The 15,616-nt window shown below is 44.2% G+C and carries 12 protein-coding genes and 25 tRNA genes; 28 read left to right on the top strand and 9 right to left on the bottom strand.

The annotated features are described in order from the left end of the window. Window positions 1–45: 45 nt before the first annotated feature. Entirely contained in the window at window positions 46–564 is a 519-nt protein-coding gene (locus IQ244_RS03050; RefSeq protein WP_193889644.1) for an HNH endonuclease, read from the top strand. Window positions 565–580: 16 nt separating this feature from the next. Beyond that, complete coding sequence (locus IQ244_RS03045) at window positions 581–970, top strand: alr0857 family protein (protein ID WP_193889643.1); 390 nt, start codon at window positions 581–583, stop codon at window positions 968–970. A 29-nt stretch (window positions 971–999) separates the two neighbouring features. Here IQ244_RS03045 and IQ244_RS03040 read toward each other — a convergent pair whose 3' ends face one another. After that, complete coding sequence (locus tag IQ244_RS03040) at window positions 1,000–1,842, bottom strand: polysaccharide deacetylase family protein (protein WP_193889642.1); 843 nt, start codon at window positions 1,840–1,842, stop codon at window positions 1,000–1,002. A 198-nt stretch (window positions 1,843–2,040) separates the two neighbouring features. Between IQ244_RS03040 and IQ244_RS03035 the strand changes: the two genes are divergently transcribed. The 26 genes from IQ244_RS03035 (at window position 2,041) to IQ244_RS02910 (ending at window position 5,013) form a co-directional block, all read left to right on the top strand. Further along, window positions 2,041–2,235, top strand: a complete 195-nt coding sequence (locus IQ244_RS03035) for a hypothetical protein (protein WP_193889641.1) — start codon at window positions 2,041–2,043, stop codon at window positions 2,233–2,235. A 116-nt stretch (window positions 2,236–2,351) separates the two neighbouring features. Beyond that, window positions 2,352–2,425: transfer RNA gene (locus IQ244_RS03030), tRNA-Asp, on the top strand. Between the two features lie 68 nt (window positions 2,426–2,493). Then, a tRNA-Cys gene (locus IQ244_RS03025) sits at window positions 2,494–2,566 on the top strand. A 9-nt stretch (window positions 2,567–2,575) separates the two neighbouring features. Continuing rightward, window positions 2,576–2,651 (top strand) — tRNA-Met (locus IQ244_RS03020). A 2-nt stretch (window positions 2,652–2,653) separates the two neighbouring features. Further along, a tRNA-Trp gene (locus IQ244_RS03015) sits at window positions 2,654–2,725 on the top strand. A gap of 10 nt (window positions 2,726–2,735) precedes the next feature. Further along, window positions 2,736–2,807, top strand: a tRNA-Glu gene (locus tag IQ244_RS03010). A 4-nt stretch (window positions 2,808–2,811) separates the two neighbouring features. Then, window positions 2,812–2,894, top strand: a tRNA-Tyr gene (locus IQ244_RS03005). Between the two features lie 4 nt (window positions 2,895–2,898). Further along, window positions 2,899–2,988: transfer RNA gene (locus tag IQ244_RS03000), tRNA-Ser, on the top strand. 63 nt (window positions 2,989–3,051) lie between these two features. Continuing rightward, window positions 3,052–3,126, top strand: a tRNA-Arg gene (locus IQ244_RS02995). 82 nt (window positions 3,127–3,208) lie between these two features. Beyond that, window positions 3,209–3,282, top strand: a tRNA-Phe gene (locus IQ244_RS02990). Window positions 3,283–3,288: 6 nt separating this feature from the next. Next, window positions 3,289–3,364: transfer RNA gene (locus tag IQ244_RS02985), tRNA-Asn, on the top strand. 5 nt (window positions 3,365–3,369) lie between these two features. Then, window positions 3,370–3,442 (top strand) — tRNA-Gln (locus IQ244_RS02980). A 3-nt stretch (window positions 3,443–3,445) separates the two neighbouring features. Beyond that, window positions 3,446–3,521, top strand: a tRNA-Gln gene (locus IQ244_RS02975). A gap of 6 nt (window positions 3,522–3,527) precedes the next feature. Then, window positions 3,528–3,604, top strand: a tRNA-Leu gene (locus tag IQ244_RS02970). Window positions 3,605–3,610: 6 nt separating this feature from the next. After that, window positions 3,611–3,689 (top strand) — tRNA-Leu (locus IQ244_RS02965). A gap of 1 nt (window position 3,690) precedes the next feature. Continuing rightward, window positions 3,691–3,764, top strand: a tRNA-Pro gene (locus IQ244_RS02960). Between the two features lie 107 nt (window positions 3,765–3,871). After that, window positions 3,872–3,948: transfer RNA gene (locus IQ244_RS02955), tRNA-Leu, on the top strand. Between the two features lie 12 nt (window positions 3,949–3,960). Beyond that, a tRNA-Leu gene (locus IQ244_RS02950) sits at window positions 3,961–4,034 on the top strand. A gap of 95 nt (window positions 4,035–4,129) precedes the next feature. After that, window positions 4,130–4,205 (top strand) — tRNA-Thr (locus IQ244_RS02945). 9 nt (window positions 4,206–4,214) lie between these two features. Further along, window positions 4,215–4,285: transfer RNA gene (locus IQ244_RS02940), tRNA-Gly, on the top strand. 69 nt (window positions 4,286–4,354) lie between these two features. Further along, window positions 4,355–4,429 (top strand) — tRNA-Val (locus tag IQ244_RS02935). Window positions 4,430–4,435: 6 nt separating this feature from the next. Next, window positions 4,436–4,509, top strand: a tRNA-Arg gene (locus IQ244_RS02930). 85 nt (window positions 4,510–4,594) lie between these two features. Continuing rightward, window positions 4,595–4,668, top strand: a tRNA-Ala gene (locus IQ244_RS02925). A gap of 6 nt (window positions 4,669–4,674) precedes the next feature. Further along, window positions 4,675–4,748: transfer RNA gene (locus IQ244_RS02920), tRNA-His, on the top strand. Between the two features lie 7 nt (window positions 4,749–4,755). Then, a tRNA-Ser gene (locus tag IQ244_RS02915) sits at window positions 4,756–4,838 on the top strand. A 103-nt stretch (window positions 4,839–4,941) separates the two neighbouring features. Beyond that, a tRNA-Lys gene (locus IQ244_RS02910) sits at window positions 4,942–5,013 on the top strand. 14 nt (window positions 5,014–5,027) lie between these two features. On the opposite strand, the gene IQ244_RS02905 is transcribed toward IQ244_RS02910, so the two are convergent. The 8 genes from IQ244_RS02905 to purC all read right to left on the bottom strand — a co-directional run bounded on the left by IQ244_RS02905 (window position 5,028) and on the right by purC (window position 15,486). Continuing rightward, window positions 5,028–6,050 carry a tetratricopeptide repeat protein gene (locus tag IQ244_RS02905; RefSeq protein ID WP_193889640.1) on the bottom strand — a complete coding sequence of 341 codons (1,023 nt, stop codon included), beginning with the start codon at window positions 6,048–6,050 and terminating at the stop codon, window positions 5,028–5,030. A 631-nt stretch (window positions 6,051–6,681) separates the two neighbouring features. Then, a complete protein-coding gene (locus IQ244_RS02900; protein WP_193889639.1) occupies window positions 6,682–7,929 on the bottom strand; it encodes a DNA cytosine methyltransferase in 1,248 nt (415 codons plus the stop codon). 220 nt (window positions 7,930–8,149) lie between these two features. After that, entirely contained in the window at window positions 8,150–9,313 is a 1,164-nt protein-coding gene (lpxB, locus tag IQ244_RS02895; protein ID WP_193889638.1) for a lipid-A-disaccharide synthase, read from the bottom strand. A gap of 144 nt (window positions 9,314–9,457) precedes the next feature. Then, the gene (lpxA, locus tag IQ244_RS02890) at window positions 9,458–10,276 is read right to left on the bottom strand and encodes an acyl-ACP--UDP-N-acetylglucosamine O-acyltransferase (RefSeq protein WP_193889637.1); all 819 of its coding nucleotides are present in this window, start codon (window positions 10,274–10,276) and stop codon (window positions 9,458–9,460) included. Between the two features lie 255 nt (window positions 10,277–10,531). Then, window positions 10,532–11,053 carry a 3-hydroxyacyl-ACP dehydratase FabZ gene (fabZ, locus tag IQ244_RS02885; RefSeq protein ID WP_193889636.1) on the bottom strand — a complete coding sequence of 174 codons (522 nt, stop codon included), beginning with the start codon at window positions 11,051–11,053 and terminating at the stop codon, window positions 10,532–10,534. Window positions 11,054–11,110: 57 nt separating this feature from the next. Next, the gene (gene lpxC, locus IQ244_RS02880) at window positions 11,111–11,980 is read right to left on the bottom strand and encodes a UDP-3-O-acyl-N-acetylglucosamine deacetylase (protein WP_193889634.1); all 870 of its coding nucleotides are present in this window, start codon (window positions 11,978–11,980) and stop codon (window positions 11,111–11,113) included. 124 nt (window positions 11,981–12,104) lie between these two features. After that, window positions 12,105–14,639 (bottom strand): BamA/TamA family outer membrane protein, encoded by a 2,535-nt coding sequence (locus IQ244_RS02875; protein WP_193889632.1) that lies wholly within the window; start codon window positions 14,637–14,639, stop codon window positions 12,105–12,107. Window positions 14,640–14,748: 109 nt separating this feature from the next. Beyond that, on the bottom strand, window positions 14,749–15,486 hold the full coding sequence (gene purC / locus IQ244_RS02870) for a phosphoribosylaminoimidazolesuccinocarboxamide synthase (RefSeq protein ID WP_193889630.1): 738 nt from the start codon (window positions 15,484–15,486) through the stop codon (window positions 14,749–14,751). Window positions 15,487–15,616 lie beyond the last annotated feature (130 nt).

Genomic DNA, 15,616 nt, shown 5'->3' with positions numbered 1-15,616 from the left:
TTCACCTAGACAAGAAGCGGGGGTTTTTTAATAAGGAGTGAAGCTGTGACGACCGCAATGCAAGTGTTAGAGCAATCCGTAGTGGTGTTCTCGCAAAATTACTTGCCACTGTGTCGGGTAAATATCAAGCGAGCAATTGTGCTATTAGTAACAAACAAAGCAGAACCACTAGGTTTTACTTCGGAAGGCGGGTGGCGAGTTAATTCACCTAGTCTAGTAATTGAAGTGCCAAAACACATCCGATTGAAAATTGGCTCCAGAGAGCGGACATGGAAAGTACCACCAGTAAATCGCCGGGAAGTTTTGCGGCGAGACCATCATACTTGTCAATATTGCGGTAGCAGCAAACGCCTGACGTTAGATCATGTGATTCCACGATCTAAGGGTGGTTTACATACTTGGGATAACGTAGTCACAGCTTGTGAAAGATGTAACTCCCGTAAAAGCGATCGCACTTTGTCTGAGGCTGGAATGCAGCTTCGGAAAATACCAAAAGCACCAATCCACCCAGCGATCGCTTTTGCAGAACAGTTTTGGACAAATGTGCAAGCAAACCTGGAATAGCAGGAGAGCATAAGGAATGCTGAAATTAACTTACACCGAAAGGAGCTTTTGTTTAGAGTGTATTCCTCATTCACTAGAGGATTGGGTAACGCAGCGAGTCATTTTCGCCATGCGCGTTGGACAAAATCTGTGTGTTGAACCAAGTACTGCTTCCTTTTTGCTACCTGTTGATTTGCCAGGGGTAGATGCACTCAAGGCTGAGGTGAAACGAGACGATCGGGAAGTCATGGCCTTATGTGTCTGCGATAGCGAATATGTGGAAGTTACTCTGCGGGGTTCTTGGCTAACAAGTGGTGCTGAAGATTCTGTAGGTGTGTTCATCACCACAATGAGCGATCGCACTGAGTTCTTTGTGCATAAACTTTGGCAAGAAGCACAAGCTTGCGCCTCGGTGATGAGCGAGTAAAAAAATATGAAGTATGAAATTTCATACTTCTACTTTCCACTTTCTTGTAGTAGTTCAGGTATTGTCACAAATCTGTAGCCTTGCTGTTTCAGCCCGGTGATGATTTGTGGAAGTGCTTCTACTGTTCTATGGCGATCGCCTCCACCATCGTGCATTAAAACAATAGCTCCTGGTTTTGCGCCTTTCAACACATTGTTAACAAATGCTTGGGGTTTGGCGTGAGGATCAGTGTCGGCTGAAGTCAAAGACCACATAACTACAGAATATTTCTGGCTTTTGGCATAAGCCGCTAATCCATTATTTAAAAAACCTCCAGGCGGTCGAAACAGCGTAGTTTTGACTCCTGTAGTTTTGTAAATCAGATCAGATGTGCGGTCAATTTCTTTTTTGGCTGTAGCTTCATCCATTTGTTTATACCAGTGATGCCAAGTATGGTTGCCAATGGCGTGTCCTTCAGCTACAACTTGTTTGGCGATTTCGGTATTTGCTTGTAAAGCACTTCCTACCCAAAAAAATGTCACCTTAACATTATTTGCTTTGAAGATATCCAGCATTTGTAAGGTTGTTTTTGGCCAAGGGCCATCATCAACTGTCAAAGCAATAACTTTATCTTTATTACCAGGTTCTACCTTATATAAAGTTTTTCCTTGAAATTTAGCTGGAATGGTCAAGCTTTCTTGTTCTATTTGGGTTGATAAGGGTAATTGAACCTCAATTTGGCTTTGTACCCAATTATCTAGAACTTTTGTAGCTAAGACTTTGCTGATTGGCTGATGAATAGTTAATTGTGGGAATGTGCTACAAGCTGTTACAAAGTAGGAGATCGCCACAAAACCAAATATTCGGTATTGCTTCAGGATTTTATTTGTCACATCAGACTCCTAAAATATTCAGCCAATCATAAGCTTGTAGTTTTACTTTTCAGGGAGCTTAATAAGCTGTAAGTCCAGCACCATCTATGTTTTCAGCAATTTCAAAAAAATTTTCCTCAACCCCTTGACATTTTTTGTAGCATAATTGTAGTATTTATGTAGTGAGGTGAAAGACAAAGCCTCCCAAGGATAAAAGTCATGTTCTACATCCAAATACAGAACAGATACTGGAACAAAAACAAGTTTCCAGTAAAACCAGCCTCTCCCACTTCTAAACAAATTGAGGTAGAGGACATCAAAGCCAAAAGTTCTCAGTGGGCTAAAGCGAAAACCGCCGCATACATCAGTAATACACAACAGGTTTATTACTTAGAGCGTCAGTTATTTAATTAACAGCTTTTCTCAAGCAAAGTAATTTTTCCGAACCTTGAAAACTGAATAAGGAATGGGCAAGTTCATCAAATATCTGTGCCTGTGAGCCTAACAAAATAGGCACAGATATTAAACATGGGGGTATAGCTCAAATGGTTAGAGCGATCGCCTGTCGAGCGATAGGTTGCGAGTTCAAGTCTCGTTACTCCCGTGTAGCCTTGTGGACGACTAGATAAGTCGCTGTGCCTCTCAGTGCAACTCCCGTCAAGGCTCCCATAAGGCTGAGTAGCCAAGTGGTTGAAGGCATTGGTCTGCAAAACCGATATCGTGAGTTCGATTCTCACCTCAGCCTTTGGTGTATTGCAGTGTAGCTTAACTAGCAAAGCACCAGGTTCATACCCTGGTTGATGTGGGTGCAACTCCCACCACTGCCACCAATGCAGGGATGGTGTAACGGCAACACCTCGTGACTCCAAATCCGATGTTCTAGGTTCAAATCCTAGTCCCTGCGTTTTATTCTTACCCCCGTGGACGAACGGTTAAGTCGCTGCTCTTTCAAAGCGGAGATGCGAGTTCAATTCTCGTCGGGGGAATTATGGGTCGATGGCCGAGTCTGGTTAAAGGCGACAGTCTGTAAAACTGTTCTATTTTGTTCGCAGGTTCAAATCCTGCTCGACCCACTGTGGAGAGGTGGCTGAGTGGCTAAAAGCATCCTCCTGCTAAGAGGAAACGGGTAGTTAATATCCGTCGAGGGTTCAAATCCCTCTCTCTCCGCCTGACAAGTGCTGAGTGCTGAGTAACAATACTAGCCCTAGTCTCTAGCCCCTAATCTCTATTGAGAGTGTGGTGTAACTGGATAACATCTCAGTCTACGAAACTGAAGACTTGAGGGTTCAAATCCCTCCGCTCTCGTTACATAGGAGAGGTGGTGGAGTGGCTGATTCAAGTTGAATTAAACCAGTCCACGGGGTAATTACCCATCTCTCCTTCTTATCCCCTGGTAGCTCAGTTGGTAGTAGCGCCTGTTTGAAAAACAGGAGGTCGTCGGTTCGATTCCGACCTGGGGGGCTGCGTTGCCTCGTAGCTCAGTGGTAGTAGCGATCGCCTGTTAAGCGAAAGGTCGCAGGTTCAAACCCTGCCGAGGCAGCCATTCATTGCCGGGTGGACGAATTGGAAAGTCGCATCGCTCTGAACGATGAGGTTGCAGGTTCAAACCCTGCCCTGGCAATAAAGCCCTGTGGTGTAATTGGCAACATCCCGCCCTTTGAAGGCGAAGATTCCAGATTCGACCCTTGGCAGGGCTGCCAAACTTTGCTCTTGTAGCCCAATTGGAAGAGGCTGCCGTCTCAAAAACGGTATGTTGTGGGTTCAAATCCCACCAAGAGTACCAAAACTAGCTCCTGTAGCCCAACTGGCAGAGGCGGCAGACTTAAAATCTGTTAATTGTGTGGGTTCAACTCCCACCAGGAGTACCAACGGGATGTGGCGCAACTTGGTAGCGCGGCAGCTTTGGGAGCTGAAGGTTGCAGGTTCAAATCCTGCCATCCCGATATGCCCCTGTGACGGAACTGGCATACGTGCTGGAATCAGAGTCCAGATTTTACAGCTACCCTTCGGGAAGCCGCTTCGCGTCTACAAATCCTGTCAGGGGTACTAAGCTCCCGTGGCGGAACGGAAGACGCACTAGACCGAGGATCTAGTTTTTTGCAGGTTCAAATCCTGTCGGGAGTACCAAAATCAGAGTATGCCCTTGTAGCCCAACCGGAAGAGGCGCTTCGCTTAGAACGAGGAGGTTACTGGTTCAAATCCAGTCAGGGGCATTGGTGAAATGCGGGGATGGAGCAAGAGTGGCTTAAAGGTCTCATAAGCCTCATATCAGCAGGTGCAACTCCTGCCCCCGTCACCAAAATTGAGTGCTGGTGTAGCTCAACTGGCAGAGCAACTGACTTGTAATCAGTAGGTTGCAGGTTCAATTCCTGTCACCAGCCCCAGAATACGATGCGATCGTGGTGTAATGGCAGCATCAGAGTCTTCCAAACTCACGGTACGAGTTCGAGTCTCGTCGATCGCTCTGAAACTTGCGGGTGTGATGTAATCGGTAGCATCTGAGTGCGCCACATTCAGCGTACGAAGCTTGCGTAGTCCTGTAGTTCAACGGTAGAGCAATTGCCTTACAAGCAATAAGTTGCGGGTTCGATTCCTGCCAGGACTACCAATCATTGGGAGTGTAGCTCAATCGAAGAGAGCATCGAGCTTCTAACTCGAAGGTTGTAGGTTTGAGTCCTACCACTCTCGCCTGAACAAGTCAAAAGTTAAAAGTTAAAAGGCAAAACAAAAATTAAATTTTTACTTTTTACTTTGCTCTTTTTACTTTCTTCATGGGGTCATAGCTCAAATGGCTAGAGCGCCTGCCTTGCAAGCAGGAAGTTATGGGTTCAATTCCCATTGATTCCATTGATGGTGTCTGAAGCCAAAGCGGTCGAGGCACTGGTTTGTGGAACCAGTCATAGCGAGTTCAAGTCTCGTCGGACACCCCTGAATGGAAGATGCTGCTCAAAGGAGGGCAACTAGTCTTGAAAACTAGAGCAGGGTAAAACCTGGTGGTTCAATTCCTCCATCTTCCGCCTTCCACCAGAAGCCGAAAAGTGAGGCGCTGTGCTGATAACACAGTCATAGGAGGGGCAGTACCTTCCTGGTGGATTACTTCCCACTCCTTATTTCATACATGGGTGGTTGGCATAGCGGCGGTGCAGCGGGCTTTTAATCCGCAACAGAGAGGTTCGACTCCTCTACCACTCACTTTCAATCAAACTCTACAGAGAATCTAGGTGCTGCTGTACTTTCTCTGAGAGTGGTTGATACTCAATTTGCTGAGATAATTCATGGGCATTTTGGTAGCAAGATAGCGCTTTCTTTTTGCGTTTTGTTGAGGCGTATAAGTTACCTATATTCAACAAGGTGGAAATTTCTCCGAGGCGATCGCCTAATTCTTGATAAATTACAATTGCTTGTTTATAAAATTTCATCGCCTGCCAGTTATTACCCAGGATGTTATAGGTATAACCAATGTTGTTTAGGGTTGTTGCTTCACCTGAACGGTCTTTGAGTGCGCGGCGAGACAAAAGTACTTGATAGTAAAGTAGCAGTGCCTGTTTAGGTTGCCCTAAATCGCTGTAGACAGAAGCAATATTATTCATAGTGGTGGCTTCACCAACAAGATTTTTGACGGCTCGTTGAATAGAAAGTGCTTCTTGCAAATATTCTAGAGCTTGCCCATGCTTGCCTAAGATACTGTAAGCATACCCAAGACCATTTAATGTTGTTGCTTCACCAGAAAAGTCGCCTAACAACCGCCGCATTGAGAGAATTTGGTGTTGTAACAATAGCGCACGTTTAGGTTCTCCCAATTTAGTGTAAATTAGTGCCACATCGTTGAGAGTCGAAACTTCACCCTCAGTATCTTGCAATTTTCTAAAAATTTCCAGGGCTTGATCTAAATATTTCAGTGCTTGCGAAAACTTTCCGAGACGGCTGTAAGTAGAACCAATATTACTGAGGGCAGTTGCTTCTGCTCTGGCGTTACTTATATCTTTAGCAACTAAAAGTGCCTGCTCAAAACACTCTAATGCTTTTTGAGGTTGCCAGCAACCAAGGTGAGCTAAACCCAGATCGTTTAATGTGTAACCCTCTTTGGCTCGATCAGAAATTGCTCTAGCTAATTCTAGATTTTTGGTTGCCAGAGCGAGTGATTCTTGAAGTTTACCTTGCTGGTAATAGCGGGTTGCTTGATCACGACGTTGTTCCCACTCTCGGACTGGATTGAATGATTGCGTCATTTGACCTCAGTTGCACTGGAGATAAATTAGGCAGGCTCTGTTTGAGCAAACACCCTTAAGATAGAAATTCGCTCAGGTTGCCCAAATCAATATTAATCATTATTCTCTACCTTGAGATATAGGATGTAAATAGTAAATTATGGTAAGTTTTTAAACCAAGCTAACCAATTGCTATAAATCTCTGAGATAACAGGTTGAGTTTTATAGCTTATTCTTACAAAGTCATAAACTTCGGAACTTAATAAGTTTTTTTGGCGTAAATCTCAAAAATAAGCGGAGTTTTAGTTACTTTACGACTAGTCTCTTCAGTGTGTTGTGTCAGGAGCTAGTTTGTAGTTTTGTTAAGAGATGTGAAAATCTCCAGGTTGAACAGCCACTTATGTAGGTGGGTTTTCTAACTTGAGTAAAATTGTGTTGGAATGTAGTGAAACCGAACTAAGTCACGGCTTATGGATGTTAAGTTTCTACTACTAAATTGAGAACAGTTTGAAAAAATAAAGTTTTTAGATTTAGTGTATACAGGTGGATTTAGTTGTTAGCCAAAAATTATTGAATATCAACGTAATTTTAGTTATGCTCAAAAAAGGCGACTAATCTTAAGTGAAGCGATCGCCGGATATATTCCTTAAACTTAAGCATTTAAATAACGTTGTGTTGCTTGGAATATTTTCAATTGCAATAGCTTTTCATCTCCTAGCTGCTGTGTAAAACTGGGTTTGATGGGAATGACTTTTAAACTGCGGATAATCTCTTTGGCCACAGCTTTTGCTAATAGGGGTGGTACGGAATTACCTACTTGGCGAAAGCCATGCCATTTGGTGATGTGAAATCTAAACCAGTCTGGGTAAGAATGCAGTCTGGCGGCTTCCCTAACTGTGATACAGCGGGGTGTGTGTGGATGAATTGGTCGTGGAGAAGTGAAGGAACCCCTGTATCTATCTGTTCCGGCGCGTAAGGTATTGCAGACACCAGCAGGATGCAGTTTATGGAAGCGGCTAATGGGTTCTCTTTCGCCTTGGGGAGTTTCTAGAAAACGTTGAATTGTTGTTGGTGAGTGTTTAGTTCTAAAACTAGAAGAAAGAATCCGGGCATCAAAGAGGCGATCGCAGGCATAATTATCTGCTAAGGTTTTGATACCGCGCAGTGTCAAGGCATAATTGCTGGGTTTGCCGTATTCAGCACATACCCAATCTTTATCTAATAATTCTGAATATTGTTCGACTTCTGGGATATCACCAATGGCATCCCACACTGTCGGACTCAGTGGTAAAGCATTTTTTTTAATTAACTGATTGGGCTTGGCTATTTGGGTAATTGCTTTGGGATACTTGGGTAATTTGACATCTCGTCTAGCGCCTAAAAGAAACAAGCGCTCACGGGACTGTGGTACACCATAGTGAGCAGCGTTAAGAACTTGATAATTTTCTTCTACCTGATAGCCGTGAGCTTTAAACTCACTAATTAAACTTTTGAGGATTTGTTTGTGTTCGCCAACTGTAATTCCGCGAACATTTTCCATCACAAAATATTTTGGTTGTAATTCTAAGACCAACCGATGAAAGTGAAATACTAGAGAATTTCGTGGGTCATCAAAAACCCGTTTACCCATGAGTGAAAAGCCTTGACAGGGACTACCACAAATAACAGCATCAATTTCGCGATCGCCTATTTTGGAACGCTGGCGAATTTCTTCTCCTGTGGTGTCTTCTACACTTTTGCACAATACTGTACAAAAGGGAAAGTTAAACTCATGGGTGGCGCAGTGGATGGGGTCAATTTCGACGGCTGCCAATACATCAAAGCCAGCTTGTTCAAAGCCAAGGCTCATACCACCTGCGCCTGCGAACAAATCAACTGCGATTGGTCGTCGTTTTCTCATTGAGTGCTGAGTTAAAAGTGCTGTAAAGCCCTGCGGGCATGGCTGCGCTTAGAGCGATAGCGGGGCGTTTAGCCCGTGCTGAGTGTCTGTACACTGAGCGTTCGCACAGCGTCTCCGATAGGAGAAGCCGAAGTGTGAGTGCTGAGTAAACAATTTAACTGCGCTTTAACTCATCACTTCAGACTTCAGACTTCACACTTCATAATTTATACTTCATCTTTCATGATTTATTGAGCATTTGCAAAATTTCTTGAGCAGCGCGATCGCATACACCAATTTCTCCTAAACATTTTCGCATTTGGGCATATTCTGTCAATGTCTGCCGTCGGCGTTCAGGATTCAGCAGTATTTCCATCGCGGCTTGGGTAATATTCTCTGGTGTAGCTTTTTCTTGTAATAATTCTGGCACAATCTCCCGCATCACCACTAAGTTGACTGGTGAAGCAAAGGGGATGGAACCTTGGAGAATTTTCCGCGCAATCCACACAGTGATAGGATTGAGGCGATAAACTACAACTTGTGGTACGTTAAACAGCGCCAGTTCTAAGTTAACTGTGCCGGACTTGGTAATGGCGAAATCAGCCGCCGCAAACACTTCTTTTTGTTGACCAGATAGGATTGTCGCTCGCAAACCATAACTTTGAATTGCGGCTGCAATTGGTTGTCTAAAGCTTTCTAAAGAGAGGGGAATCCAAAAGTGTGCTTCTGGTAACTTGGCTTGAATTGTCTGAGCCGCTTGAAAAATTATGGGTAAAAGATATTTGAGTTCTTGCTGACGAGAAGCTGGCAGAAGTGCGATCGCAATTTGTTCTGGTGCAATTCCCAATTCTGCACGCGCCGCCTGACGATTGGGTGCATCCTGCATCCGATCAATTAACGGGTGTCCTACCCAGCTAACATTTCCCCCATTTTCTCGGTAATAACGTGCTTCTTCGGGGAATATGGCTAAGAGTTTATCCGTAAATCCCACAATCCGTGATGTATTCCGCAGACTCATTGACCAAACCCATTCTTGCGGGGCAATGTAATATACGACAGGCACATCAGGCAGATTTTGCTGTATGTAAGTCCCAATGCCGAGGTTTGGCCCCATATAATCAATCAGCACAACTAAGTCAGGCGGATTTTGCTTGAGGTAGTCGATCGCTTTTTGTTGTACCAATAGAGTCGGTACAATATATGGCAGAGATTCTAAAAGACCCATTGAGCCAATACCACTGGTATTGCCCAAAATTGTCGCCCCTGCCTTTGCCATTTTTTCGCCACCGAGGGCAACAATTTCTAATTCCCACCCAGCAGTAGCCGCTTGGCGTTGCATCGCTGCAATCAACAGTGACCCTTGCAAATCGCCAGACACTTCGCCAGTGCTGATAAATATCCGCATTTTAATTAACAATTAATTCAAATTTTCCTGCAAGAAATTAGGAGTTCCATAGTACCAATTTCAAAATTGATTTAGATAAATGGATTCATAAAACCCAACATCTTCAATCCAAAATGGTATAACTCCTAATTTCTCCTACATAACTTAGGATTCATCACTCGCGTTGGCTTTACCTTTCCCTGGAATCAAGCCACGTCTTCCTGGCATTTGCGACAGGAGGATAAAGCGACGTAAGTGCTGTAGTTGTTCTGTATCTCCTAGCTGTTCTAACTGTTCTAATGCTTCCTTAAAAGTCAAGTTAGAACGGTAGAGAATGCGAAAGGCTTTTTTCAAAGTTTGCAGGTCACTGGCTGGCATCCCAGAGCGTTTCAGACCTACCAAATTTAGGGTTCTGACCCGTACAGGATTACCTTCCACTAGCATATATGGCGGTACATCCCGATCAATCCGTGACATTCCACCGACCATTGAGTGCTGACCAATATGCACAAATTGATGAACTCCCAACACTCCACCTAGTCTGGCACGAGACTCAATATGGACATGACCTGCTAAGGCCACCGAGTTAGGAATGATTACATGGTCTTCAATTATGCAGTTATGCGCCACATGAACATAAGCCATCAGCAAGTTATTACTGCCGATAATTGTGGCTTCTCCCTCACCTGTGGCACGATTAATGGTGACATATTCTCGAATTAAATTATCGTCACCAATTCTTACCCAGGTAGGTTCCCCCACGAATTTGAGATCCTGGGGTTCCATGCCGATAGCTGCACCTGGAAAAATCTGATTTCGCGCCCCAATTTCACAAGGCCCTTCTAGCACTACGTGAGCGCCAATAATTGTTTCTGGGCCAACTTTGACGTGCGCTCCAATCACAGCATAGGCACCGACTTGCACTGTAGGGTGGAGTTCTGCTTTAGGATGAACTACAGCCGTTGGATGAATAAGAGTCTTCAAGGGTGAATCTCCAAAACTGTCTTGAAAAGCCAGTGCTTTGATAGCACCTGGCGTTGCTGAGTTGGTAGAACTTCAGCTGTCGAAAGTGTGTCGGGCGAAGCAAGTTAAGTGTGTTCGCGTAGCGTCTCGTCAGAGAGGGCAGCGAAAATCAAGAAATTTTCAAATTTCCAATACTATTTTGGGCAGTTGTTGACTTGTTATCCTTTATCAGGATTGAGTCTAGGTACATCACGGTTGTACTCAGACAACAAGTTGTTAACTAACAAGCGAAAACATCAAGTCGCCTTCAGCGGCGAGTTGTCCATCAACTTCGGCCCGAGCTTGCATCTTCCCAAACCGACGTTGTTTGATACATAACAGTTCCACTGTCATGATTAGCTGATCTCCAGGGACAACTTGACGGCGGAAGCGGGCTTTATCGATACCAGCAAATACAAACAGTCCACCTGCATCATATTCTGGTAGTTGTGTTAACACAATTCCGCCTACTTGTGCCATTGCTTCGACAATTAGCACACCTGGCATAAGTGGTCTACCGGGGAAATGTCCTTGAAATTGAGGTTCGTTAATAGTAACATTTTTAACGCCTACAGCCACTTTTCCTGGTACATAGTCAATAATTTTGTCTACCAGGAGAAATGGATAGCGATGGGGTAGCAACTGCTGAATTTCTTCTGAGGTGAAGGTTGTTTTCACTTCAGATGCAGTTGGAGTTTGGGTGGCACTAGATGAGGATGCGATCGCATCGCTACTATTCACTTCTGCAATAATTGACATTGGCGGTTAGTTTGACTTTGACTGTAGAAATTTAAATGGGATGGCGCTAAAATCCTCTCAGATTTTGTCATTGGGATTTTGCTGTACCGCTAAAATCCTTTGCGCGAGTTGTATATGTAAATTGTGGCTGGCTTTGTACGCTAAGAAATGAGCTTGGGGGAAAATTCCTAATAAACTCAAATCTCCTACTAAATCCAATATCTTATGACGGACTGGCTCATTTGCAAATCTTAATGGCGGATTTAGCCATCCTTCCGAGCCGCAAACGAGGGCATTATCCAAGCTGCCACCTTTGATTAATCCAGCCTTTTGTAAGTATTCTATTTGATGTAATAAACCAAAAGTCCGCGCAGGTGCAATTTCCGCGGCAAAACTATCAGCCGCCTCATTCACATCAGTAGCCAGCAACCAACTGTGCCATTGGTTGCCAATTGCCGGCAAATCAAAATCAATCCCATAACTAAAGCGGGTTTCGGCTGCTGGTATAGCACCAACAAAAGCATCTTCTTGATAAATCCAGATTGGTTCTTTGACTGTCAAGTTTTCTTGATTATCATTCACTGATTGTGCTTCTAAACCAACTTGAGCAATCTGAGCAGCCCAAAGCTGTGCTGAACCATCCAACAGCGGCACTTCTGGCCCGTCTATTTCAATCCGGGCATTATTCACACCCATACTTGCTAATGTTGCCAATAAATGCTCAACTGTCCGAACTGATGCTTCACCTTTACCCAATTGAGTTGAGAGAACAGTCTCATTAACTGCGGCAATTTGGGCAGGAATAATTGGCAAATCAGGTAAATCTACCCGCACAAAATAACGCCCACTGTTTGCTGGGGCTGGTAATATCCGCACATTGGTAGTTATGCCGCTATGTAACCCAACTCCTGTTTGGCAGACTTCCCCGGCGATGGTGTGCTGTTGCATCGGCAAAAATTTAATACACCTTAATAAATAGTCAAGGGTTAAGGGTCAAGAGTCAAGAGAAAGTATGAAGTATGAAGTGTGAAGTAGGAAATTAGCGTTTTCTAAGCTTCACACTTCAGCCTGTTTAAAATCTTTCGCCGATGCCAAAATTGATGCGGCTATCACCATCATCGTTAATACCATAGTCAATCCGAATTGGCCCCAAGGGGGATTGCACACGCACGCCCAGACCATAACCATAGCCAGTCCCATTTTTGTTGAGGACTTCTGCGGCTCTGGTACTGCTACCTAAGTCGCTGCCAAAATCAGCAAAGAGTGCGCCACTCACGATAGAAAATACTGGGAAGCGATACTCAACAGATGCTTGCACGTAAGTGCGTCCACTGGCCAATGTACCTTCTTCATAGCCACGAACAGAGTTGCTACCACCTAAAGTAAAGGCTTCGTAAGGGGGCAAGTCACCCAAAATAGTGCCGCCTTGGATATTAAAAGCTAGGGTTTGTGCGCCTTTAGTAAAGTTAGTGAATTTAACGGGAATGTATTGGCTATAGCTCCCCCGTAATCGGGTTAGTAAAATATTACCTAGCCCTACTGGCACGGACTGATCAACTCCCAAGCGGAGGAAAGAACCACTAGTAGGTTGTAAGGGATTGTTCCGCCGATCGCGCTGGGTTCCCAGTTGTAATAGCAATAAGTCGTCTTGACCTTCACTAGACAAGCTTAAGGGAATTAATTCTCCAGCTTGGTTATTGTTATTGTCATCGTACACTGTCCCAAATCTTCGGAGATTACCATCAGCATCGCGGCTAGAAACTCTTTGATATTGCAAACCAGCAGAAGCCGTCCACTCTGAGCGCTCGTAGGGATTACTAGACAAAGGACGGGTAAAGGTAACACCACCACCTAACCGCAGCACACGGGGGCGATCGCCATCAGTATCTCCAATATTTCTAAAGGTTTCAACGTTGTCGTCTGTGCCTTCATATACCAAGGAAATGGAACTACGGCGGAAAATATTGGCTGTGTAGGAAGTGCGGTAGGGGTCGCCGGCAATCCAGGGGTCGGTGTAGCGCAAATCAAACAGTAATTCTCTGGTTCCCACCTGCACTTCTGCACCTAATTTTTGGTTTCTCCCGTTGAGGTTTTGCTGTTGATAACTCACCGTACCAAATAATCCACTGGCAGAACTAATCCCAGCCCCGGCGGCAATAGAACCGCTACTCCGTTCGGCTACATTCACTACCACATCAACTTTGCTGGGGTCAGTACCAGGATCTAAAGAAACATTCACATCTTCAAATAATCCCAGTCCATATACCCGTTGCAGGTCTTTTTGGACTGTATTTCGATTAAATACTTGTCCTGGCTTTAATTCTACTTCGCGTTTAATAATATACTCTTGTGTCCGTCCGCGAATTGGTCTACCTTGATCGTCGGTTTCTTGACCTTCTTTGTTACGGAACCGGACTTTAATATTTTCAACTACGCCTTCTGCTACTTGCAGAGTTACAACTCCATTTTCCCCAACTTGGGGCGCACCAATCACGTTGGCTAACACATAACCTTGGTCTTGATAACGTTTGGTTAAAGTTTTTATGCCTTCTTGCAAATCCCGCAAGTTGAGAATTTTGCCATACTGATCCTTAAACACTTCATCTGCTGTATTAGCAGGAAGAACAGAAGCGACACTAGTACCAGGATTAGCTTGGATTTCTACTTTTGTCAGTACGGGGTTAGGCTGGACAACAAAGCTAACCCGCACGCCCAAGGGTGTATCTTCTGGCAATGCTTGAACGTTGGAAAAGAAACCAGTGCCAAAGATAGAATTAATATCTTCTTGCAACTGTGTACGGGTGGTTGTCCGGCCTGGTTGAGTCCGAATAACTTGATAAACTTTTTCTTCTAGTTCTGGTGTTAATTGTCCTGTCTGGGGTCTGACAACTACTTCTGAGACTAACACCCTTGGTTCTGTTGTTTCGGCAGCGCCATTAGGTTGAGTGTTACCAGGAGATGTGGGAAATGCAGGTTCTATCGTTGGCGGAGTGGTATTCTCTGGTTGAGTGTTACTTGGTTGAGTATTCCCCGGAGATGCGGGTTCTATCGTCGATGGGATGGTATTTCCTGGTTGAGTATTACCAGGCGTTGTCGGAAAAGCAGGTTCTATCGTCGATGGAATGTTATTTCCTGGTTGAGTGTTACCAGGAGTTGTGGGAAATGCGGGTTCTGTCGTTGGCGGGGTGGTGTTCTCTGGTTCAGGGGTTGGTTGCGTAGCTGGAGATGAACTATCAGGAACGGTATTAGGCTGTTGAGTATCAGGATTGGGAATTGTTTCTGGAGTTTGGGCAATTGTTGGTACTGTTAATGTGGGTACTATCACTTGCTGTTTTAGTTTTGCGGCTGACTGCGTTGGCAAAACTTTCACAGATTTGGGTTGAGTATCTTCCAGTACCTTAGCTTCTGGGGAGTTGATCGCAGATTTTAAACTTTCCCTGGCTGAACTTTGGCCTGCGTCCTTCTCTTGTGGCTGACTTGTCGAGGGTTCGACAACTTTAGCTGTCTGTTGTAACAACCCTTCAGCAGTTTGGGCATTCGCTCTGAGAGAGCCACTTAATGGCGCTGCAATTGCTACAGCTGCTACTAATATAGGAGATAAACGCATTTTATATTCCTCTTCACTTCCGCACACAATCACACACTAGTTAATAGTCATTAGTCATTGGTCATTTGTCCTTTGTCAATACCAATAACCAATGACAAGGTACATCAGTTTAATTTTTACTGTCTACTGTTTGTAGCACTCGTTGTAAAACCTCTTGGTAAGCGTCTTCTACATTGCCTAAATCTCGGCGGAAGCGGTCTTTATCCATGACTCGACGGTTAGGGTCAGTTTCTGCTGTGTCCCACAAACGACAGGTATCTGGACTAATTTCATCTGCCAAGATTATCTGCTGTTGTGAGTCCAAGCCGAATTCTAATTTGAAGTCTACTAGGGTAATGCCACATTGCTGCCAAAAGCTTTGCAGAAACTCATTGATTTGCAATGCTAGATTCTTAATTAGGTCTACTTGTTCCGTGGTAGCTAGTTCTAGCAAGAGTAGGCGATCGCTTGTCAACAGCGGGTCGCCTAATTGATCATTTTTGTAATAAAACTCAACCAAAGGCTGTTTTAAAACTGTACCTACTGGTAAACCTGTTTGTTGACTGAGGCTACCAGCTGCAATATTTCTGATAACTACTTCTAATGGTAAAATCTTAACTGCTTTCACCCGCATTTGATTTGGGGCTGGGCTGTCAATAAAGTGAGTTCTTATACCGTTTACTTCCAATTGTTTAAATAACTGGCTAGAAATACTACAGTTAATTTTTCCCTTGCCAATGATGTTGCCACGCTTTTGGGCATTAAAAGCAGTCGCATCATCTTTAAAATCAGCCAACAAGATTTCTGGATTATCTGTTGTATAGAGTATTTTTGCTTTGCCTTCGTAGATTTTGGAATGAACAGACATGGTAGGAGGTAAAGTTTTCAGCAATGGGAGACTTGTGTCCTTTCGGGCTTAACCATTTTATCTTTAGTTAACAAAGATTAGCCAATCAATCGTGAGTGAGCAATCAATAGGATTCAACATAACTGATTAC

The sequence above is a fragment of the Nostoc sp. LEGE 06077 genome (assembly GCF_015207705.1).
Taxonomy (GTDB): domain Bacteria; phylum Cyanobacteriota; class Cyanobacteriia; order Cyanobacteriales; family Nostocaceae; genus Nostoc_B.
This window is presented reverse-complemented; position numbering and strand designations above follow the sequence as displayed.